The sequence below is a fragment of the Bacillus sp. SN1 genome (genome assembly GCF_002796895.1).
GTDB lineage: Bacteria > Bacillota > Bacilli > Bacillales > Bacillaceae > Bacillus > Bacillus inaquosorum.
Window position 1 is genome coordinate 174,001 of the sequence record NZ_PHIE01000001.1, and the last position, 20,195, is coordinate 194,195.

23 protein-coding genes, 1 pseudogene and 1 other annotated feature are annotated in these 20,195 nt (G+C 45.2%); of the genes and pseudogenes, 16 read left to right on the plus strand and 8 right to left on the minus strand.

What is annotated here, in order from left to right; translation table 11 throughout:
- Positions 1-19 precede the first annotated feature (19 nt).
- Positions 20-1,489, minus strand: coding sequence for a glucose-6-phosphate dehydrogenase (zwf, locus tag CVV77_RS01000; RefSeq protein WP_100274439.1), 1,470 nt, complete (start codon positions 1,487-1,489; stop codon positions 20-22).
- A 225-nt stretch (positions 1,490-1,714) separates the two neighbouring features.
- Between zwf and rnz the strand changes: the two genes are divergently transcribed.
- Together rnz and rpmG are read left to right on the plus strand one after the other, a co-directional pair.
- Entirely contained in the window at positions 1,715-2,638 is a 924-nt protein-coding gene (rnz, locus tag CVV77_RS01005) for a ribonuclease Z (RefSeq protein WP_100274440.1), read from the plus strand.
- Positions 2,639-2,716: 78 nt separating this feature from the next.
- Positions 2,717-2,866, plus strand: coding sequence for a 50S ribosomal protein L33 (rpmG, locus tag CVV77_RS01010; protein WP_003226511.1), 150 nt, complete (start codon positions 2,717-2,719; stop codon positions 2,864-2,866).
- A 41-nt stretch (positions 2,867-2,907) separates the two neighbouring features.
- Here the strand turns inward: rpmG and CVV77_RS01015 are convergent, their stop codons facing one another.
- Both CVV77_RS01015 and namA read right to left on the minus strand, forming a co-directional pair.
- Positions 2,908-3,669 (minus strand): alpha/beta fold hydrolase, encoded by a 762-nt coding sequence (locus tag CVV77_RS01015; protein WP_100274441.1) that lies wholly within the window; start codon positions 3,667-3,669, stop codon positions 2,908-2,910.
- Positions 3,670-3,779: 110 nt separating this feature from the next.
- On the minus strand, positions 3,780-4,796 hold the full coding sequence (namA, locus tag CVV77_RS01020; RefSeq protein WP_019258828.1) for an NADPH dehydrogenase NamA: 1,017 nt from the start codon (positions 4,794-4,796) through the stop codon (positions 3,780-3,782).
- Positions 4,797-4,968: 172 nt separating this feature from the next.
- On the opposite strand from namA, the gene CVV77_RS01025 reads away from it, so the two are divergent.
- Complete coding sequence (locus CVV77_RS01025) at positions 4,969-6,603, plus strand: M20/M25/M40 family metallo-hydrolase (protein WP_100274442.1); 1,635 nt, start codon at positions 4,969-4,971, stop codon at positions 6,601-6,603.
- A 46-nt stretch (positions 6,604-6,649) separates the two neighbouring features.
- Here CVV77_RS01025 and proC read toward each other — a convergent pair whose 3' ends face one another.
- Positions 6,650-7,486 (minus strand): pyrroline-5-carboxylate reductase, encoded by an 837-nt coding sequence (proC, locus tag CVV77_RS01030; protein WP_100274443.1) that lies wholly within the window; start codon positions 7,484-7,486, stop codon positions 6,650-6,652.
- A 44-nt stretch (positions 7,487-7,530) separates the two neighbouring features.
- Positions 7,531-7,733: a binding site (T-box leader), on the minus strand.
- 154 nt (positions 7,734-7,887) lie between these two features.
- On the opposite strand from proC, the gene CVV77_RS01035 reads away from it, so the two are divergent.
- The 5 genes from CVV77_RS01035 to CVV77_RS01055 all read left to right on the plus strand — a co-directional run bounded on the left by CVV77_RS01035 (position 7,888) and on the right by CVV77_RS01055 (position 12,467).
- The gene (locus tag CVV77_RS01035) at positions 7,888-8,847 is read left to right on the plus strand and encodes an MBL fold metallo-hydrolase (RefSeq protein WP_100274444.1); all 960 of its coding nucleotides are present in this window, start codon (positions 7,888-7,890) and stop codon (positions 8,845-8,847) included.
- A 5-nt stretch (positions 8,848-8,852) separates the two neighbouring features.
- Positions 8,853-9,632, plus strand: a complete 780-nt coding sequence (locus CVV77_RS01040; RefSeq protein WP_019258824.1) for an SDR family NAD(P)-dependent oxidoreductase — start codon at positions 8,853-8,855, stop codon at positions 9,630-9,632.
- A 78-nt stretch (positions 9,633-9,710) separates the two neighbouring features.
- Complete coding sequence (dsdA, locus tag CVV77_RS01045; protein ID WP_100274445.1) at positions 9,711-11,045, plus strand: D-serine ammonia-lyase; 1,335 nt, start codon at positions 9,711-9,713, stop codon at positions 11,043-11,045.
- A 71-nt stretch (positions 11,046-11,116) separates the two neighbouring features.
- A complete protein-coding gene (gene coaA / locus CVV77_RS01050; RefSeq protein WP_100274446.1) occupies positions 11,117-12,076 on the plus strand; it encodes a type I pantothenate kinase in 960 nt (319 codons plus the stop codon).
- 4 nt (positions 12,077-12,080) lie between these two features.
- Positions 12,081-12,467 carry a VOC family protein gene (locus tag CVV77_RS01055; protein ID WP_100274447.1) on the plus strand — a complete coding sequence of 129 codons (387 nt, stop codon included), beginning with the start codon at positions 12,081-12,083 and terminating at the stop codon, positions 12,465-12,467.
- Here the strand turns inward: CVV77_RS01055 and CVV77_RS22110 are convergent.
- Together CVV77_RS22110 and CVV77_RS01065 are read right to left on the minus strand one after the other, a co-directional pair.
- Complete coding sequence (locus CVV77_RS22110) at positions 12,464-12,625, minus strand: hypothetical protein (RefSeq protein WP_019258821.1); 162 nt, start codon at positions 12,623-12,625, stop codon at positions 12,464-12,466. The two genes, CVV77_RS01055 and CVV77_RS22110, sit on opposite strands and share 4 nt — an antisense overlap.
- Before the next feature lie 51 nt (positions 12,626-12,676).
- On the minus strand, positions 12,677-13,909 hold the full coding sequence (locus tag CVV77_RS01065; RefSeq protein WP_100274448.1) for an MDR family MFS transporter: 1,233 nt from the start codon (positions 13,907-13,909) through the stop codon (positions 12,677-12,679).
- A 149-nt stretch (positions 13,910-14,058) separates the two neighbouring features.
- Between CVV77_RS01065 and CVV77_RS21930 the strand changes: the two genes are divergently transcribed.
- Positions 14,059-14,394, plus strand: coding sequence for an MBL fold metallo-hydrolase (locus tag CVV77_RS21930; protein ID WP_142397313.1), 336 nt, complete (start codon positions 14,059-14,061; stop codon positions 14,392-14,394).
- A 121-nt stretch (positions 14,395-14,515) separates the two neighbouring features.
- On the opposite strand, the gene CVV77_RS01075 is transcribed toward CVV77_RS21930, so the two are convergent.
- A complete protein-coding gene (locus tag CVV77_RS01075; protein ID WP_003226541.1) occupies positions 14,516-14,722 on the minus strand; it encodes a YqzH family protein in 207 nt (68 codons plus the stop codon).
- A gap of 168 nt (positions 14,723-14,890) precedes the next feature.
- Between CVV77_RS01075 and CVV77_RS01080 the strand changes: the two genes are divergently transcribed.
- The 7 genes and pseudogenes from CVV77_RS01080 (at position 14,891) to CVV77_RS01110 (ending at position 19,078) form a co-directional block, all read left to right on the plus strand.
- Positions 14,891-16,129 carry a DNA polymerase IV gene (locus tag CVV77_RS01080; RefSeq protein WP_084993820.1) on the plus strand — a complete coding sequence of 413 codons (1,239 nt, stop codon included), beginning with the start codon at positions 14,891-14,893 and terminating at the stop codon, positions 16,127-16,129.
- Positions 16,126-16,464 carry a YolD-like family protein gene (locus tag CVV77_RS01085; protein ID WP_003236771.1) on the plus strand — a complete coding sequence of 113 codons (339 nt, stop codon included), beginning with the start codon at positions 16,126-16,128 and terminating at the stop codon, positions 16,462-16,464. Before CVV77_RS01080 ends, CVV77_RS01085 begins: the two co-directional genes overlap by 4 nt.
- A 190-nt stretch (positions 16,465-16,654) precedes the next feature.
- A complete protein-coding gene (locus CVV77_RS01090; protein WP_019258817.1) occupies positions 16,655-17,125 on the plus strand; it encodes a GNAT family N-acetyltransferase in 471 nt (156 codons plus the stop codon).
- A 10-nt stretch (positions 17,126-17,135) separates the two neighbouring features.
- Positions 17,136-17,481 (plus strand): annotated as a pseudogene (locus tag CVV77_RS01095) (antibiotic biosynthesis monooxygenase family protein).
- Positions 17,474-18,505 (plus strand): GNAT family N-acetyltransferase, encoded by a 1,032-nt coding sequence (locus CVV77_RS01100; RefSeq protein WP_100274449.1) that lies wholly within the window; start codon positions 17,474-17,476, stop codon positions 18,503-18,505. Before CVV77_RS01095 ends, CVV77_RS01100 begins: the two are co-directional and overlap by 8 nt.
- The gene (locus CVV77_RS01105) at positions 18,502-18,825 is read left to right on the plus strand and encodes an iron-sulfur cluster biosynthesis family protein (RefSeq protein WP_003226552.1); all 324 of its coding nucleotides are present in this window, start codon (positions 18,502-18,504) and stop codon (positions 18,823-18,825) included. The genes CVV77_RS01100 and CVV77_RS01105 overlap by 4 nt, the downstream gene beginning before the upstream one ends.
- Positions 18,826-18,838: 13 nt before the next feature.
- Positions 18,839-19,078, plus strand: a complete 240-nt coding sequence (locus CVV77_RS01110; protein ID WP_003236767.1) for a YqkC family protein — start codon at positions 18,839-18,841, stop codon at positions 19,076-19,078.
- A 40-nt stretch (positions 19,079-19,118) separates the two neighbouring features.
- On the opposite strand, the gene CVV77_RS01115 is transcribed toward CVV77_RS01110, so the two are convergent.
- The gene (locus CVV77_RS01115) at positions 19,119-20,036 is read right to left on the minus strand and encodes an alpha/beta hydrolase (RefSeq protein WP_003236766.1); all 918 of its coding nucleotides are present in this window, start codon (positions 20,034-20,036) and stop codon (positions 19,119-19,121) included.
- Between the last annotated feature and the right edge of the window lie 159 nt (positions 20,037-20,195).

The window sequence follows — 20,195 nt, forward strand, 5'->3', positions numbered from 1 at the left end:
ATTTTCGGCTTTTCTCGTTTTATATATTCCACCAGTGCAAGCCGTCTTTCGCCAAAAGATCATCTGATTCTTTCGGTCCCATAGAGCCTGATTCGTAGTTAGGAGACAAGGTTTTGTTTGCTGCCCATGTTTCAGAAATGGAATCGACAAAGCTCCAAGATAGGGCAACTTCATCCCAGTGAGCAAAGTTTGTTGCATCGCCAAGAAGACAGTCGTGAATTAATTTTTCATATGCTTCAGGGGTGTTCATCTCGTCATTGCAATTGCTGCAGTAATCCAGTTTGATTGGCTGCGCGTGTGCTGCCCCGCCAAGCTTTTTAGCGTTTAAGTAAAGCGTAATGCCTTCGTCAGGCTGAATATGGATGACGAGCAAGTTCGGATTCATATTGTTTTCATTGCCGTAGTACAGGTTCATCGGAATGTCCTTAAATTGAACAACGATTTTTGTGGACTTTTCTTTCATTCGTTTTCCGGTGCGGATATAGAATGGAACACCAGCCCATCTGAAGTTGTCGATCAAGAGCTTGCCTGAAACAAACGTTTCTGTATTTGAGTCAGGAGCGACATTATCCTCATCTGTATAAGCAGGAACCGATACACCGTCAATTTCACCGGCTTGATATTGTCCGCGCACAAAGTACTCATCCACTTCGTCTTTTGCAATAGGGCGCAGAGCTCTCAGAACCTTCACTTTTTCGCTTCGGATTTCTTCTGTGTTCAATTTGATCGGCGGCTCCATTGCAAGAAGGGCAACCATTTGCATAATATGGTTTTGCACCATGTCGCGCAGGGCGCCTGATTTTTCGTAATATCTTGCACGGTCTTCAACGCCAAGTGATTCGCTTGATGTAATTTGAATATTTGAGATATAGCGGTTGGTCCAAAGCGGTTCGAAAATCGCATTGGCAAATCGAATGACTTCAATGTTCTGAACCATTTGTTTGCCTAAATAATGGTCGATTCTGTAAATTTGATCTTCTGTAAACGCTTCGCGGATTTCTTTGTTCAGTGCCTGTGCGCTTGGCAGATCATGGCCGAACGGCTTTTCAATGACAAGGCGGGACCAGCCTGTTGTTGCTGTAACACCTTCTGATTTTAATGTTTTTGCAATTGTCCCGAAGAATTCAGGAGCCATTGCCAAGTAGAACATTCTGTTGTTCGGAATTTGATATGTATCTTCCAGCTGGTTAAGCAATACGTTAAGCTCTTGATAAGATCCAGGATTTGTCACGTCAAACGGGTGATAGTAAAAATGAGACGTGAAATCATCTATATGTTTATCTGCAGATGAGGATATGGATGTTTTAACGGTTTGGCGAAGATCTTCATTAGACCAAGGTCTTCTTCCAACTCCTACAACTGCAAACTCTTCTCCGATTTGTCCGTTTTGATATAAACGGTGAATAGACGGATACAGTTTTCGTTTTGCTAAATCTCCCGTTGCACCGAATATGACAATTACTGCTTTTGGTTGTTGGTTTGTATTCACTAAAAGTACCTCACTTTATTCGAAGCTTTATTTTAGTACACCCCGTATATTTCCTTCATTTTAAATCTAAAATTCAACGAAAGCAAACATTTCAGCCCATTTTTTGCTGAATGCCGTAAAAATGTTTCTAGAACGAAAGGATTGTTCCTTTCAGAGGCAAGATTCACATTTGTCGCATGATCCTGTATTCTTGTAGGTAACTAGTTCTAGTAGGAGGAAGGAAATGTGGAATTACTTTTTTTAGGGACAGGAGCAGGCATTCCCGCCAAGGCGAGAAACGTAACGTCGGTGGCATTAAAATTGCTTGAAGAAAGGCGTTCGATATGGCTGTTTGACTGCGGGGAAGCCACACAGCATCAAATTTTACATACAACGATTAAACCTCGTAAAATAGAAAAAATCTTCATTACCCACATGCACGGCGATCATGTTTACGGGCTTCCAGGGCTTCTGGGGAGCCGTTCCTTTCAAGGTGGTGAAGACGAGCTGACAGTGTACGGGCCAAAAGGCATCAAGGCTTTTATTGAAACAAGCCTTGCCGTCACGAAAACCCATTTGACATATCCGCTTGTGATCAAGGAAATCGAAGAAGGAATCGTGTTTGAAGACGATCAGTTTATTGTCACGGCAGTATCAGTTATTCATGGAGTGGAAGCCTTCGGATACCGCGTACAGGAAAAAGACGTGCCTGGTTCCTTAAAGGCGGATTTATTAAAGGAAATGAACATCCCGCCCGGACCTGTGTATCAAAAAATCAAAAAAGGCGAAACGGTAACGCTGGAAGACGGGCGCATCATCAATGGAAATGATTTTCTGGAGCCTCCTAAAAAGGGCAGGGCTGTGGTGTTTTCCGGAGATACGAGAGTAAGTGACAAGTTAAAAGAGCTTGCAAGGGATTGTGATGTGCTTGTTCATGAAGCGACATTTGCTAAGGAAGATAGGAAACTTGCTTATGATTATTTCCACAGTACAACGGAACAAGCAGCTGTAACAGCGAAAGAAGCCGGGGCGAAGCAGCTCATTTTAACCCATATCAGCGCCAGATATCAGGGAGATGCCTCTCTGGAGCTTCAAAAAGAAGCGGCAGACGTTTTCCCAAACAGCGTGGCGGCGTATGATTTCTTAGAGGTAAACGTCCCACGTGGCTGAAAAAAACTCTTATTTGACAATCTGAGATTACATTGTATAATAAAACGTAATCATTACGCTTTATAAGGAGATGTTAATATGAGAGTAAATGTTACTTTAGCCTGCACTGAAACGGGAGACCGAAATTACATCACAACAAAAAATAAACGCACCAACCCAGACCGTTTAGAGCTGAAAAAATATTCACCGCGTTTAAAGAAATATACCCTTCATCGTGAAACAAAATAACAAAAAAGACCGGGCGTCTTACAGCCCGGTCTTTTTTTATGTTAATTGACTGCCTGGTAAAGAGGCGCGGCCTGCTGGCACGCTGCGCACCATACGTCATAAATAGCCAAATGCACGATATGAGGTTCATCATGATGGATGTTGTGCGAGCTGTTTTTAGCTTGAATCCAGCCGCTTTGATTAGATAGAGACAATATGCTGCTGTGCAGGTTTTGCCACTCCTGTTCAGCAGCGAATTTCTCAGTCCGTTCACCCGATGACAACACAAGGAGAGGCATGTTTCCTAAATGGACTTGCTGTTGTTTGAGAACCTGCAGGCTTTTTGAAAATTCTGCATGTGTGCCCTCAAGCATCATCTTTCTTGTGTATGCTTTGTGCATTTCTTCAGGAATAAAGGAGAAGCTTGTGCAATCTCCTAAAGCTGGATCAAGGAGGACCATGCCGATAATATCGCGCCTGTTTTTGCTGGCCCATAAACCGGTGATCACAGCCCCGTATGAGTGAGAAACAGCCAAATAAGGAGGTTTTACATCTGCTGCTTTAAGCAAACTCTCCAATTCTTTCACCTGTTGTTCAGCTGTTCGTTTAGCGCTGCTTTGTCCGCTTTTCCCTATTCCTGCCCGATCATATGTGAAAATGCCAAATTCATCATCAATGTCCGCCATTAATGGTTCCCACGTCTCAGAAGAAGTACCGTAGCCGGCCTCAAAGACAATCGTTACACCGCTTGATCCTCTCCGGTGTTGTGTATGAAACGCACATCCGTCAATTGTATATGTCTTTTCCATCCAAGCTAAGTTCATTGGAGTCATCTCCTCTAATTGGTTCTACTAGGGAGACGGAGAACCTGAGCTGATCGTTTCTCTAAAAAATAAAAAAAGAGATATCCGGTTGAGGATATCTCTTTTGGACATTACCAGCCTCTTTCGTATTGAACAGGGGCCGGAATCTCTGTATTAAGCTGTTTTGCAGCAGTTCTTGCAAAGAATGGATCTCGCAGAAGCTCTCTGCCGATAAAGATAAGGTCGGCACGTCCGTTTTGCAGAATTTCTTCAGCCATTGAACCGTCTGTAATCATGCCGACAGCACCAGTTGCCATGTCAGCCTGTTCACGGATTTTCTCAGCGAAGCTGACCTGATAGCCTGGGAATACATTAATGTCTGCATGAACAAGGGCGCCTGAGCTGCAGTCAATTAAGTCAACACCTTGCTCCTTCATCCATTTTGCAAAACCGATGTGATCGGCGATGTCTAAGCCTTTGTCTGTATAGTCAGAAGCAGATACACGGACAAATAAAGGGCCGTCCCATACTTGTTTGACTTCATCGATGATTTCTCGTAAGAAACGATAGCGGTTTTCTGGTGAGCCGCCGTATTCATCTGTACGATGGTTGGATAGCGGAGATAAAAATTCGTGAATTAAGTATCCGTGCGCCGCATGAATTTCAATCACATCAAAGCCGGCTTCTTTTGCGCGGGCTGCCGCTTGTTTGAATTCCTGGATCGTTTCTTTTACTTTTTCTGCTGACATTTCTACAGGTGTTGCTGATTGTTCGTCAAACGCAATCGCAGATGGAGCGAAAATATCTCCTTCAAGCTCTGCTTTACGTCCGGCATGGGCAAGCTGAATGCCGATTTTTGACCCCTGTTCTTTGACCTGATCAGTCAATTTGGCAAAGCCTTCGATATGCTCGTCGCTCCAAATCCCTAAGTCTTGGTCTGTAATTCGTCCTTGAGGATTAACCGCTGATGCCTCCACAATAATCAGCCCGACCTGGCCGATTGCGCGAGATATGTAATGTGCCATGTGGAACGGCGTTAATTTTCCATCCTTTTCATAAGAAGAATACATGCACATTGGCGACATGACGATGCGGTTTTTTAACGTCATATCTTTAATTGTAATAGGTGTGAATAATTTTCTGGCCATTTCTTTCGCCTCCCGTAAGGTTTTTAGAGATTGATTATATCAAGTCATTTCTTTCCCGTCATATAAACTGCTCAAAAGATCCGTTTTTGTCAAACATTTCTGTATAATAGACAGGGAATCATCTTATTTTTCAAGCTAGAAGCGTTTTTATACATAGGAGGGGCGGAAATCGATGAATTGGCAGACGAAGGACGAATTGCTGACCCTTTTAACTTCTCTTGTGCAATACGAAAGCATCACCGGTTCGAAGGGAGAGGCAGCGCTTGCAGAATATCTTTATTTTATTTTGAAGGACATGCCTTATTTTCAAAAACATCCAGATGATGTAACACTTCATACGATGGACGACGGCAGATCCTTTCTTACGGCTCTTGTCAAAAAGAAGAATGTCAAAAAGACAGTGCTTTTGCTGAGTCATTTTGATGTCGTGGACATAGAGGATTACGGAGAATTCAAACATATGGCATGTAAGCCTGCTGAGCTGTTGAGCTCCTTTTTAGAGAAAAAAGAGCTGCTTCCGGAGCGTGTCAGAACAGACGCTGAAAGCGGTGACTGGCTGTTCGGAAGAGGGACGATGGATATGAAAGCGGGGCTTGCGGTTCAGCTGTCGATGCTGGAGCGGGCAATGAACGGCCAATTTGAAGGCAATCTGCTTTTGATTACGGTTCCTGACGAGGAAGTTAATTCAAGAGGCATGATTGAAGCGGTTCCTGTACTGAAGGAAATGGAGAAAAAGTATGATATTACATTAACAGCTTGCCTGAATGCTGAACCGATGTTTGAAAAATTTCCCGGCGACCAGCAGCAATATTTTTACTCAGGAAGCATTGGCAAGGTGCTTGCGGGATTTTTCTGCAAGGGGATTGAAACTCATGTCGGAGAGCCGTTTTCAGGCATAAATGCAAATTTAATGGTATCTGAGATTAACCGCTTGCTTGAGCTGAATGCGGATTATTGCGAAAAGGTTGATGGTGAAGTCACTCCGCCGCCGGTAAACTTAATGCAAAAGGACTTGAAAGAGGCGTATTCTGTTCAGACACCGCATACAGCTGTCACGTTATTTAATGTGCTGTCAATGAAACGATCGGCCAGTGCACTGCATCAGATGCTGCTTAAAACCGCCGAACAGGCGGCGGAGGAAATAACTGCGAACATTCGAAAGAAAACACAGGATTTTCAGCAATTTGAGTCATTTACGCCGATGGAACGCGCTGTCTCTGTTTTGACATTTGATGAGCTGATCGCGCGTGCGAAAAAGCGTGCTGGAAATTCTGAAACCGAGCGGGTTCTGAATTATGCCTTTGCCAACAGGGGAGATCTTGGAGACAGGGATTTTTCGACGAAAATTGTATCTGAGCTTGCTGCGCTTTGTAAGGAGGATGCGCCGCTTATTGTTCTTTTTTACAGTCCGCCGTTTTATCCGGCTGTTTCTTCAAAGGACGATCAATTGATCAGGAATACAGCTGACCAGCTTATGCATTATGCGGCTGACAGATACGGCATTGCATTACGGGAGGTTCAGTACTTCCCAGGACTTTCAGACTTAAGCTATCTGCAGCTCGGAAAGCAGGAGGTTGATGCATACACAAGCAATATGCCGCTCTTTAACAGAGGATATTCGCTGCCAAGCGGCAAAGACCAGGCTTTATATGTACCGGTTTTAAATGTCGGCCCGGCTGGAAAAGACCCGCACAAATGGACGGAAAGACTGTATTTGCCTTATTCCTTTGAAGTGCTTCCCGACCTGCTTTCGTTTACGATCTCCGCGCTATTAAAACAATCAGAAACTGCCGGCAAGCTGTTTTAGGAAAAACAAAAGACAGATGGCATTGTGCCTTCTGTCTTGCTTACATCTATGAATGCCTCTCTAAGGCAGCACCGGCGAACTGCTCTTTGAGCTCCGCGCTGCGTTTAGCGGTTTCTTCAATACAGTGAATAATTGCTTCTTCAAAGCGGGAGTTCTGTAAAGCACGAAGACCTGCCTCTGTTGTGCCTCCCGGGCTTGTAATTTCCTTGCGGAGCTGTGCGGGCTGTTTGCCGCTTTGAAGGAGCATATCTGTTGCCCCTGCCATTGTCTGCAAAATGAGTGCTTTTGCTGTTTCCTCATCCAATCCTACTTTCTGCGCCGCTTTTTCCATTGCCTCAATATAACGGTACACGTAGGCCGGACCGCTGCCGGCGATCGCTGTGACAGCATCAAGATGCCGTTCCTCAACCAGTGTGGCATGACCGATTGTTTCCAATAAAGCCTTTGCTGCGGTGATATCATCCTGGCTTGCTTCAGCGCTTACAGAAAATCCGGTTGCTGATTTTCTGATGGCTGCTGATGTATTAGGCATGACGCGAATGACCGCGAGCTTTCTGCCAAAATAGTGCTGAATGGCTTCGATGGTAAGGCCTGCAAGCACTGAAATCACAAGCTGGTCCTTGAGATACGAACGGATGCTGTCAATGCTTTCCGCCGCGTCCTTCGGTTTAAAAGCGAGGATGATGAGATCGGTTTGAGTGAAAAACTCATTTTTATCTCTGCATGGACGCACGCCGTACGTTTCCTTTAATTCAATCAGACGCTCATCATTTGAGCGGTTTGTGATATAGATATGTTCTGGTTTTGTGATGCCGCTTTGCAAAATACCGTTGATCATTGCTTCTGCCATGGACCCGGCGCCGACAAATCCTATCTTTTTCATTGATATCCTCCTTCTATCAGAACAACAAAAAACCTTTTCATCACGTAAAGGACGAAAAGGTTCGCGGTACCACCCTCATTAGCACAGATTGTGCTCAGCTCAAATCCCGTAACGCGGGAAACGTTTAGGTTTTCCTAACCGCTCTGAGGGCAGGTTCTACAAACAAGCGGGCCGCAATACCTTTCAGCCGGGGATATCGCTCTCTTTGGCCATTGTCTTGTATACTATTCCTCGTCATAGCGTTCCAATGGTTCTCGTTTTAGTTTGTTGTTCATTATGCAATGGCGGACAAGCTAATGTCAATAGCTTTTTCAAAAAGGGCCGTTCTCATTCGGCAATAATGACACAAGACCGAGAAAAAGCTAAAATATGAATAATGAATGAAGACAAGGAGCAAAAGGATGACAACTGCAGATGTAATTGCGATCCGCGTCCCGACGCCATTTGCTGTCGGCGATGTTCTCGTTTACCTAATAAAAGGTGATGCGCTGACACTTATCGATGCCGGGCCGAATACAAAGGAGGCTGTCAGAGCCCTTCAAGAGCAGCTTGGCGCTGTAAATGTGAAAATGTCAGATATCGAGCAGGTTGTACTGACTCACCATCACGCTGATCATGCAGGCCTGCTTGATGTCTTTTCTGATGAAATCGAAGTGATCGGACATCCGTTTAACGAACCTTATATCAGTCGAGATCAGGCTTTTATGGATTGGCAAAAACGTTTTTTTCAAAAGCTGCTGCCAGAATTAGGCGTTCCTTTTGATACGGGGAAGGCGGAAAAGCTCATTCGGTCCGCGTACGCATTTTCCTGTACGAGATCCCTGACGAAAACAGTCAGAGAAGGTATGAGTATTGATGGGCTTGAGGGCTGGTCGGTTTTGGAGATGCCTGGACATGCTGAATCGCATATCGTTCTTTTCCATGAAAAAAGCGGGAGAATGCTTGGCGGCGATCTTCTGCTGGCCAACAGCTCGTCTAACCCGATTCTGGAAGCGCCGAAAGCGGGAGACATAAGGTCAAAGCCTTTAGTCGATTATCAGCGGTCGTTGGGAAGGCTGTCTGAACTTGATCCAACAATCGTGTTTCCCGGTCACGGCGAGACAATCACCAGCGTTCAGGCGCTGATTGAGAAGCGTTTTGACAAACAGAGGAACAGGACGGAGGATGTGCGGGGCATGCTGGATGAAAAGCCGATGACTGCTTTTCAGGTCTGCCAGCAGCTTTTTCCTGCTGTGTATGAAAAGGAATTATTTTTAACGATGTCAGAAACAGCAGGGCATCTTGATGTGTTGGCGGCTGAAGAAGCCATCACGTCATATTGGGAAGGAAATGCTGCATACTTTAGAACAATGAAGAGGTGAAATGGATGAAACATATAGCGGGAAAGCGGATTTGGATAACCGGCGCTTCAGGAGGGCTTGGTGAAAGAATTGCATATTTATGCGCTGCTGAAGGAGCCCATGTCCTGCTGTCGGCAAGACGTGAGGATCGTTTGATTGAAATCAAAAGGAAAATAACCGAGGAATGGAGCGGACAGTGTGAGATTTTTCCTCTGGATGTCGGCCGCCTAGAGGATATCGACCGTGTCCGCAATCAGATCGGCTCGGTTGATGTACTGATCAACAATGCGGGTTTCGGTATATTTGAAACGGTTTTAGACTCGACACTGGATGACATGAAAGCGATGTTTGATGTGAATGTCTTCGGCTTGATCGCCTGTACAAAAGCGGTGCTTCCGCATATGCTTGAGCAAAAAAAGGGCCATATCATCAACATCGCTTCTCAAGCAGGGAAAATTGCAACACCGAAGTCGAGCCTTTACTCTGCGACAAAACATGCCGTGCTCGGCTACTCAAACGCTTTGCGGATGGAGCTGGCGGGAACCGGCATTTATGTGACAACAGTCAATCCGGGACCGATTCAGACGGACTTTTTTTCCATTGCTGATAAAGACGGGGACTACGTCAAAAATGTAGGCCGGTGGATGCTTGATCCTGATGACGTGGCAGCTCAAATTACAGCTGCTATTTTAACCAACAAACGGGAGATCAATCTTCCGCGTTTAATGAATGCCGGCACCAAGCTGTATCAGTTGTTTCCAGCTCTCGTTGAAAAGCTGGCAGGACGGGTACTTATGAAAAAATAACGATGGAACTGCCTGTAGCGAGTTGGTTTGTTGGCATAGTCACAGGCAGTTTTTATAGAGGAAGGGAGAAACCATTGGATGTCAATCAATCAAGAAGCCCTTCATGTTCTGCTCAAAGATCCGTTTATTCAGAAACTGATTGATGCAGAGCCTGTATTCTGGGCAAATCCGGGCAAGAAAGAGGGCCCGTTATTCGATGCAGATGAGTGGGAAAGTGAGATAGCAGAGGCGGAAAAAAGGCTGCGGCGGTTTGCTCCTTATATTGCTGAGGTGTTTCCTGAGACGAAAGATGCCAAAGGAATGATCGAGTCTCCGCTTTTTGAGATGCAGCATATGAAGGAAAATCTGGAAGCGGCATACAAGCAGCCATTTCCGGGAAGATGGCTTTTAAAGTGCGACCATGAGCTTCCGATTTCAGGGTCGATTAAAGCGCGGGGCGGGATTTATGAAGTACTGAAGCATGCTGAAAAGCTGGCACTTCAAGAAGGAATGCTTCAGGAAACCGATGATTACCGCATCTTACATGAAGAGCGGTTTGCCGCGTTTTTCTCGCGCTATTCGATTGCTGTGGGTTCGACAGGAAATCTGGGGTTAAGCATCGGCATCATCGGTGCCAAACTCGGGTTTCGTGTGACAGTGCATATGTCCGCCGATGCTAAGCAGTGGAAAAAGGATCTCCTTCGCCAAAAGGGTGTCACCGTCATGGAGTATGAATCAGATTACAGTGAAGCGGTGAAAGAAGGGAGACGACAGGCGGAACAAGATCCATTCTGTTATTTCATTGATGATGAACATTCCCGTCAGCTGTTCTTAGGATATGCTGTTGCTGCAAGCCGATTAAAAACCCAGCTTGACTGTATGAATATACAACCGAGTCTTGAGACGCCGCTGTTTGTGTATCTGCCGTGCGGCGTCGGCGGAGGGCCGGGTGGTGTGGCATTCGGGCTGAAGCTTTTATATGGAGACCATGTTCATGTGTTTTTCGGGGAGCCGACTCATTCACCGTGTATGCTGTTGGGGCTTTATTCCGGCCTTCACGAGAAGATTTCTGTCCAGGATATCGGCCTGGATAATCGGACGGCTGCTGACGGGCTTGCCGTAGGGAGGCCGTCAGGATTTGTCGGCAAGCTGATCGAACCTCTTCTGAGCGGCTGTTATACGGTAAAGGACAATACGCTTTATACCTTCCTTCATATGCTGGCTGTATCTGAAAATAAATATTTAGAGCCCTCTGGTCTTGCCGGCATGTTCGGGCTGATTCAGCTTTTTTCGACAGAAGAGGGAAGGCGTTATAGTCAGAAATATAACATGGAACATGCCGTACATGTCGTCTGGGGAACGGGAGGAAGCATGGTTCCAAAAGAAGAAATGGCCGCGTATAACCGAATCGGTGCGGATTTGCTGAAAAAATAAGCAGACAGTGAAAGGGTTTTCCGTTACAATCTTTGTAAGGGTTTTAACCTTCAGAGAGTCAGGTGTAAACAGTGAAAAATAAAGAGCTTAACTTACATACTTTATATACAAAGCACAATCGTGAGTCTTGGTCTGGTTTTGGGGGGCATTTGTCGATTGCCGTTTCTGAAGAAGAGGCAAAAGCCGTGGAAGGGCTGAATGATTATCTATCTGTTGAAGAAGTGGAAACGATTTATATTCCGCTTGTTCGCCTGCTTCATTTGCATGTTAAGTCTGCGGCCGAACGCAATAAGCATGTCAATGTTTTTTTAAAGCACCCTCATTCAGCCAAAATTCCGTTTATTATCGGCATCGCCGGCAGTGTGGCAGTCGGGAAAAGCACGACGGCGCGGATATTGCAGAAGCTGCTTTCGCGTTTGCCGGACCGTCCTAAAGTGAGCCTTATCACGACAGATGGTTTTTTATTTCCTACTGCCGAGCTGAAAAAGAAAAATATGATGTCACGAAAAGGGTTTCCCGAAAGCTATGACGTAAAGGCGCTGCTCGAATTTTTGAATGACTTAAAATCAGGAAAAGACAGAGTAAAGGCTCCGGTATATTCCCATCTCACCTATGACCGCGAGGAAGGTGTGTTCGAGGTTGTAGAACAGGCCGATATTGTGATTATTGAAGGTATTAATGTTCTTCAGTCGCCCACCTTGGAGGATGACCGGGAAAATCCGCGTATATTTGTTTCCGATTTCTTTGATTTTTCGATTTATGTGGATGCGGAAGAAAGCCGGATTTTCACTTGGTATTTAGAGCGTTTTCGTCTGCTTCGGGAAACAGCTTTTCAAAATCCCGATTCTTATTTTCATAAATTTAAAGACTTGTCTGATCAGGAGGCTGACGAGATGGCGACCTCGATTTGGGAGAGTGTCAACCGGCCGAATTTATATGAAAATATCTTGCCGACTAAATTCAGGTCAGATCTCATTTTGCGTAAGGGAGACGGGCATAAGGTTGAAGAAGTGCTGGTAAGGCGGGTGTGATATCGTGCATCATATTGAACTGTATGTCTCTGATTTGGAGGCGTCTGGCCGGTTTTGGGGATGGTTCTTAACAGAACTTGGCTATAAAGAGTATCAAAAATGGAGCTCAGGCATCAGCTGGAAGAAAGATCGTTTTTACCTTGTGATTGTGCAGGCAAAAGAGCAATTTCTGGAGCCTGAATACCATAGATGCCGTGTCGGGCTGAATCATCTCGCATTTCACGCTGAATCCAAGCTTCAAGTCGACCTGATGACCGAAAAACTGACGACAAAAGGCTATCGTGTGTTGTACCGAGATCGGCATCCTTTTGCCGGAGGAGACGGGCATTATGCAGTTTATTGTGAGGATCCTGACCGGATTAAGATAGAGCTCGTTGCCCCAAGCGGTTAGTCGTGATCTTCGGATAGGCTGCTGTTAAGCTTTTTCTCAATGCGATTCAGCTGCGCTTTTCGGTTCTTCGCATACTTGAAGCCTGTAACAGCTGCAAAGATGACAGCGGCAAACACGATAAATACGAAAAGCTGAAACATCACATCACCTATATTCATGTTCATCACTTCATTTTTGCGGGAGAGATTGGTTCTCTCCCGTTTTTTTGTTTAAAGCGGCTTTTCCAGCGCGGACCGGTGTTTTGTCATTTCCGTTTTCATCTGCCGATAGGCAAACGCTAAAAATGGCAGACCGAGCAGGGTGATGCCGCTCAGGACAGAAAAAATAAAAATCGGCCGGCCAGCGCCAAATAGGTCTATACATATACCCCCGACCCAGGGGCCGATGACATTTCCGAGCTGTGAAAAACCGATTGCCCCGAAATAAGTGCCTTTTAATCCTGGTTTTGCAATCTGGTCTACAAACAAATCCATCATAGAGAATAAAAGCACTTCGCCGATTGTAAATGTAACCACGATTATAACAAGTGATGAAACACCGTGTGATATGGTGAAAATGGCCATGCTGATACTAACCATCACATTACCGAGCATCAGGGAGCGAAGCGGCGAAAAATGTTTTGCAAAATGGACGATGGGAAACTGCGTTGCCAACACAACGATTGCGTTTAATGTCAGCATCAACCCGTACAGCTTCGTTCCATTGCCGATCAAGGGGTTCTGCGCCATATACTGCGGAAATGTTGAACTGAATTGTGAGTAGCCGAAGGTGCATAGCGTAATGCCGACCAAAGCAATTGTAAAAAGATGATCCTTTTGCGTCACCATAAATGCTTCCCGCACGCTCATATTTCGGGATTGGCCTGATGCTGATGAGGATGGATGTTTTTTAAATTGGATGGCAAGCACGAGTCCGTATAGTCCGTAAATGACTGCGGGCACCAAAAAGGGTGCGGTCGATTGCGATGAGCCGAAATACAGGCCGAGTACCGGTCCGAAGACAACGCCGATATTAATAGCTGCATAGCGTAAATTGAAAACAAGCAGTCTGTTTTTTTCTTCTGCCATATCAGACAGCAAAGCCTTTGAAGCTGGCTCAAACAGTGATTTGCAAAGACCGTTTAATGCGTTTACCACAAAAAACACCCAGAGATGAGATGCCGCTGCAAATCCTGCAAATACCAGCATCCAGCCGAAAATGGACACAAGCATCATGTTTTTTCTGCCAAATTTGTCCGAGATATATCCGCCGTAAAAGCTTGCAAGGATGCCGACTGATGAGCTTGCGGCAATGACCAGCCCTGCATAGGACGCTGATGCGCCTTGGACGGCTGTTAAATAAATCGCTAAAAAAGGGATACTCATCGATGTGGCCATTCTGCCGAAAATGGTTCCGATTATAATTGTCCAGCTGATCGGGTGGATATTTTTCCATTTCTTCATAAATCGTATTCTCTCCCGTATGTAAGAATCTTTTTCTATCATATATGAAAAAATTCCCTTCTCCAATGGATAATTCAAAATATTTTGTTATTGACATTTTACCATGTGTGGACATTATTGAAATTGAGGTTAAAGCATTCGGAAGGAAAATGACGATATGTCTGACGCTTATCTGGGGTAAAAGCACAATATTAATTGATGCTGGAATGCCGAGACATTTTAAAGCGATTCGGCAGGGCATGGAAGAATACGGAGGTCCGTTTGAAACATTAAAGGCAGTGATTTTAACCCATCATGATGTGGATCAAGTTCCGAAAATGTTCATTGATGCCGGACATGAGATTAAGATTTACGCGAACTGGAGCGGCTTCCTTATTTTGAGGGGCATTCGGGTGATTTTTACGCCGGGATTGTCAGGCCATATCAATCTATGGAGCGTGAGAAAAGCCTGCTTTTCTTTCTCTACAAGCTTTTCTGCAGTATGACACGCTTGAGACTGTTATTTGTTATCACGGCGGTGTTTTCAAAGGGAAGCCGCATCAGCGGCTGAAAGAACTGACAGTCTGATTGAGGCGCTGTGCGCCTCTGTTTTCTTTTGGCCAGCGTTTAAGAGAACAGTCCTTGATTTGTGACATAGTCATAAATGATATCTTCTATATGTGCATGCAGATCCTCATCGGGTTCTTCATTCCGTCTCTCTTCTAAGGCGGCTTTCAGGCTTTGTTTTTCGTATGGGCTTAACGGATCTATGGCAACATTTCTGCCGTATTGACGCAGTGCCTGCCCCATCATTTTTTCAACAAATTTCTCCATTATGACTCTCCTATCTTTATGCTTCGCTTTTATTCTACTAAATGTTTTTCTTCTCTCACACCCTTGGATCATATTTTCTGTCAGACAAGAATCATTTACCAGTATAAAACGAACATATTTTCGCATATAATAGAAAAAGCGAACATAAGTTCTTTTTTAGAGGTGTGTATGATGAAAGAAAAAGTGATTTTTCTCGTTGACATGCAATCGTTTTATGCATCTGTAGAGAAAGCGGAAAATCCACATTTGAAAAATAGGCCCGTCATTGTTTCGGGTGATCCTGAAAGAAGAGGCGGAGTCGTATTGGCTGCCTGCCCGCTGGCGAAACAAAAGGGGGTGGCGAATGCTTCACGGCTGTGGGAGGCGCAGGAAAAGTGTCCTGAAGCTGTTGTGCTCCGGCCCCGTATGCAGCGGTATATTGATGTATCACTACAAATCACGGCCATTCTAGAGGAATATACAGACCTTGTGGAGCCGTATTCCATCGATGAACAATTCATGGACATTACAGGCAGCCAGAAGCTGTTTGGGACGCCGGAGGAGATCGCGACAAGCATTCAGGGCAGAATCATGCGGGAGATCGGCGTTTATGCGCGGGTCGGAATCGGTCCTAATAAAGCGCTAGCCAAAATCGCATGCGACAATTTTGCCAAAAAGAATAAGAACGGTATTTTTACTTTAACGAAAGAAAATATGAAAACTGATATGTGGCCGCTCCCGGTGGGCAGCATGTTTGGCGTCGGGAGCCGCATGAAGCATCATTTAAACCGAATGGGCATCAGTACGATCGGCGGGCTCGCGGCTTTTCCGCTCGATCTTTTAAAAAAGAAATGGGGCATTAACGGCCACGTGCTGTGGATGACGGCGAACGGGATCGACTATTCCCCTGTATCAACTTCATCTCTGGACGGGCAAAAGGCGATTGGCCATGGAATGACTCTCCCAAAAGACTACGAACACTTTGACAAAGAAATCAAAGTCGTGCTGCTGGAGCTGAGTGAAGAAGTGTGCAGGAGAAGCCGAAACGCCGGAGTAATGGGGCAGACGGTGTCAGTGAGCTGCCGGGGGGCTGATTTTGATTGGCCGACGGGCTTCAACCGGCAAGTGAAGCTGGCGGAGCCGACTAATTCTACGCAGGATGTATATGAGGCTGTATGCCGGCTGTTTCTTACGTTTTGGGACGGGAAGCCTGTCCGCCGCCTCGGGGTCAATCTGTCTCAGCTCTCATCTGATGACATATGGCAGCTCAATTTATTTCAGGATTATGCAAAGAAAATGAGCCTCGGCTATGTGATGGACGGCATTAAGAACCGGTTCGGCGACACAGCCATCATCCGGGCGGCGTCACTGACAGCGGCAGGCCAGGCATTTGAACGTGCGGCTAAAATAGGAGGTCACTATAAATGAACGACCATTTAAAAAGAGGCAACCTGCTGTGGGAAGGAAGCAGAATGTTTCTGCCGGAACATAAACAAAGCCTGCTTGAGAGAAAGCGCCATAAACAGAAGCTGCCAAAGCCGATCCTTGATCCTGATAAGCTGGAGGAGATGAATCAAACGCTTTGCGCCGCGATGGAGTTTGCTCAGGATATCACTGTCAGCTGCTTTCAGGACGGTGAAATTGTCCGCTGCACCGGAAAAATCTGCCGGTATGAAGAGTTTGAAAAAACAGTATGGATAAAAGGAGACGAGGATCAGCTGTATAAGCTGAAGCTTGATCAAGTGCTTGATATTGTGCTGTGAAGTCTCTCCCTCCTGCACTGGGGGGAGAAATATGTGTAAAAATATCAAACATTGTTCCCTCGGCAGTCTGGAAACGTATGATACAGGAAAGAAGGCATTTACAATTCCAGTCAGGCAAAATATAATTTTTATATTGTGAGAAAAAAAGAGCTGACATTCGTTTTGCCAGACGGAGGGAGATCAAATCGTAATGGATATTCGAACAATCACGTCTTCAGATTATGAAATGGTAACGTCTGTAATGAATGAATGGTGGGGCGGCAGACAGCTGAAAGAAAAATTGCCGAGATTATTTTTTGAGCATTTTCAGGATACAAGCTTTATCACATCTGAACATAACAGCATGACCGGATTTTTAATCGGATTTCAATCGCAATCGGACCCTGGAACGGCATACATCCATTTTTCCGGTGTGCATCCGGATTTCAGAAAAATGCAAATTGGTAAACAATTATACGATGTATTTATTGAAACAGTAAAACAAAGAGGCTGCACCCGGGTAAAGTGTGTCACTTCACCGGTGAATAAGGTATCAATCGCGTATCACACAAAATTGGGTTTTGACATTGAAAAGGGCACCAAAACGGTAAATGGTATCTCAGTGTTTGCAAACTACGATGGCCCGGGCCAAGACAGGGTACTGTTTGTCAAAAACATATGAGGGGAGAAATATGATGGATTTTTTATCAAAAACACCTGAGCCTCCTTACTATGCGGTCATTTTTTCTTCTGTCAAAAGTGAAAATGATACAGGATATGGAGAAACAGCGGAACGGATGGTATCACTTGCGGCGGGTCAGCCCGGATTTTTAGGCGTCGAAAGCGTTCGTGAAGCGGATGGAAGAGGCATAACGGTTTCCTACTGGGACAGTATGAACGCAATTAACCACTGGAAGCATCACACTGAACATCAAGCGGCAAAAGAAAAAGGAAAAAGCGTTTGGTACGAGTCGTATGCAGTCCGCGTCACAAAAGTCGAGAGGCAGCGGCTGTTTTCAGGAGATCACGAATGATTGAATTTCTTCAGCATAAGGAAGACATCACAGCGCGTGAGATTATTGCCGTACAGCAGCCCGCCTACATAAAAGAAGCAGAGCTAATCGGTTTTGACGGTATTCCCACCTTACAAGAGAAGGCAAAAGATATTCAAGCATCCCATGAACAGTTTGCGGGATATCGGAAAGACGGCAGACTGATCGGTGTCATTTCATATGAGAAAAACATGCATGATCTAACGATTTGCAGGCTTGTTGTGCATCCCGATGGTTTCAGAAAAGGGATTGGACGAGCACTTCTGCAATTTGTCATTGCTCAAAACGAAGACGCTGAGAAAATCGAGGTAGTCACAGCCGAGAAAAATAAACCAGCCGTGTCGCTCTATACACAGGCGGGATTTCAAAAGGTCGAAACTGTGAAAGCGACGGAGGATCTTTTGCTGTCTGTCTTTTATTTGTATCCGAAAAGAAATGTTAAAGTCGTTCACTACAATGAAAAATGGGCGGAACTTTTCAGTGAAGAAAAGGAGCGGCTGAAGCTTGTGTTTGGACCGGAGATCATTGCTGTTCATCATATCGGAAGCACATCGATACCGGATATGGCGGCAAAGCCAATCATTGATATGTTAATTGAAGTCAGAAGCATTGAAGCTGTGAGCCAATATGATACACAAATGAAGTCAATCGGCTATACACCGAAAGGAGAAAACGGCATAGATGGCAGGCGTTATTTCCAAAAGGGCGGAAATAAACGCACTCATCATGTCCATATGTACGAAAAAGGGAATCCTGCAATAAAAAGGCATCTGTTATTCAGAGATTATCTCCGGGCTCATCCAGAAGTAGCGAAAGAATACGCCGTTCTCAAAAAACGGCTGGCGGCCCAGCATCCGGACAGCATCCATCAGTACATACAAGGGAAAGACGATTGGATCAAGACTGCAGAAGAAAATGCAAAGCGCTGGAAAGAGGGCAGAAACAATGCGAATGGAAGCGTTGTATGCTACAATAGCGAAAATGATGAAAACGGGGGTCTCACCTTATGAACATACATGTGACAGATGCAGCAAAACAGGCACTGCAGCAGGCGTTTGACGCCAACCCGGGAAAAAAAGCCCAGCTTCGTTACGATGCAGAAGGATGCGGCTGCGCGGTAAGCGGTGTACCGACAATCTGGCTGGCAGAAGAATTAACAGGACAGTGCGAGCAGCTGGAAACGAACGGCATCCCGCTTTATATCCAATCGTCGCAAAAAGTGTTTTTTGACGATCAAATGACGATCGATTACAATGAAAAAGCCAAAACGCTGGCGCTGAAAAGCCCGGCTGAAATGCTCAGCCCCAGAATGAGCATATTAGTAAAGTAGGGAGACACGAAACGTGGAACAAAAGCTGAAGTCAATGAAGAACACAGCACAGAATAAAACGTGGGTATCCTTCCTGAATCAAAACCATCCCTATACCTTGCTCCACTGGTCAATCGGAGGAGCAGAATCCATCAAGAAAGATGTTTGGCTATTGCAGGATGAAATGACATTCGAAACGCAGGAGTTTACAACGATAGATCTTGCGATTGAATGGATCAGAGAAAATATGGATGGCATTACCGACGTTTTATGAAATGGAAAAAGCGAAAGAGCCGAAGGGGCCTTTCGCTTTTTTATTCTGTTGAATCTTTCATTTTATCTAAAAACTCCTTCACCGTTTTTCGGTATGTGTCCCGGTTTTTTGTATACGACATGGCGTGTTCACCGTTCTCGGCAATATACAGCGTCTTCAGTCCGGGTTTCTTTTCATACAAACGTTCGGTTGAAGAAACCGGAATATAGTCATCATCCTTACTGTGAATAAAGAGGACCGGTTTTTCAATTTTATCAATGACAGCAAGCGGAGAAACTTCGCGTGCGCGATAGCCGCCCCTCAGCTTTAAAAAGAAGTCGGTGATGGGGAGCAGCGGCCAAGCCGGGAGCCTGTATTCCGCTTTCAGCCGATAGGCAAGCTGTTCATCAAAACGTGCGAATGGGCAATCGGCAATATAAAAATCAGCGCCATCATCACAGTGTTCACCAGCGTAAAGCAGGGCAGTCGCAGCTCCCATTGATTCACCGTGAATTCCGATCAATCCGCGATGATCTGTTTTGTTCTTGACCCAGCTGACAACCTCGCTGAGATCATCCTTTTCATAAAACCCGTAGCTAGTCGTCTTTCCGCCGCTTTGTCCGTGCCGGCGATGGTCATAAACAATCACATTCCAGCCAAGATCAAGAAATAAATGCATATATTTAAGAGAATTCAGCACATTCATCGTCACCCCGTGACAGATGATGATGGTGTTTGGTGTGTCATGCGGTGCGACATGGTATCCTTTTATATCATACCCGTAAGCGGATGGTATCACAAAAGCGGTTTTCTCCATTCGTTCAAATGATTCAAACACATCATGTCCGTCGTCTGTCTCTCTTTTGATAATGTCTTCATCTGTCTTTTTCCTGATAAACAGAATTATATTTGAAAAAACAACTCCGATTGCAATAACAGCGGTTAAGAGAGCGCCAATGGCCAAAAGGATTTTCTTCAAAAGTCACAGCACCTTTCAACTAAATACAGGAAATTTATATTTGAAATCATTATACCTAAACAGTGCTGTGCTGATCAAAAAAGTTTTCAGAAGAGAGTCCGCTTGTTCAGTCTGTATGCTCCGTGATAAACTGGCCTCAAAACAAAATACGGGGGAAGC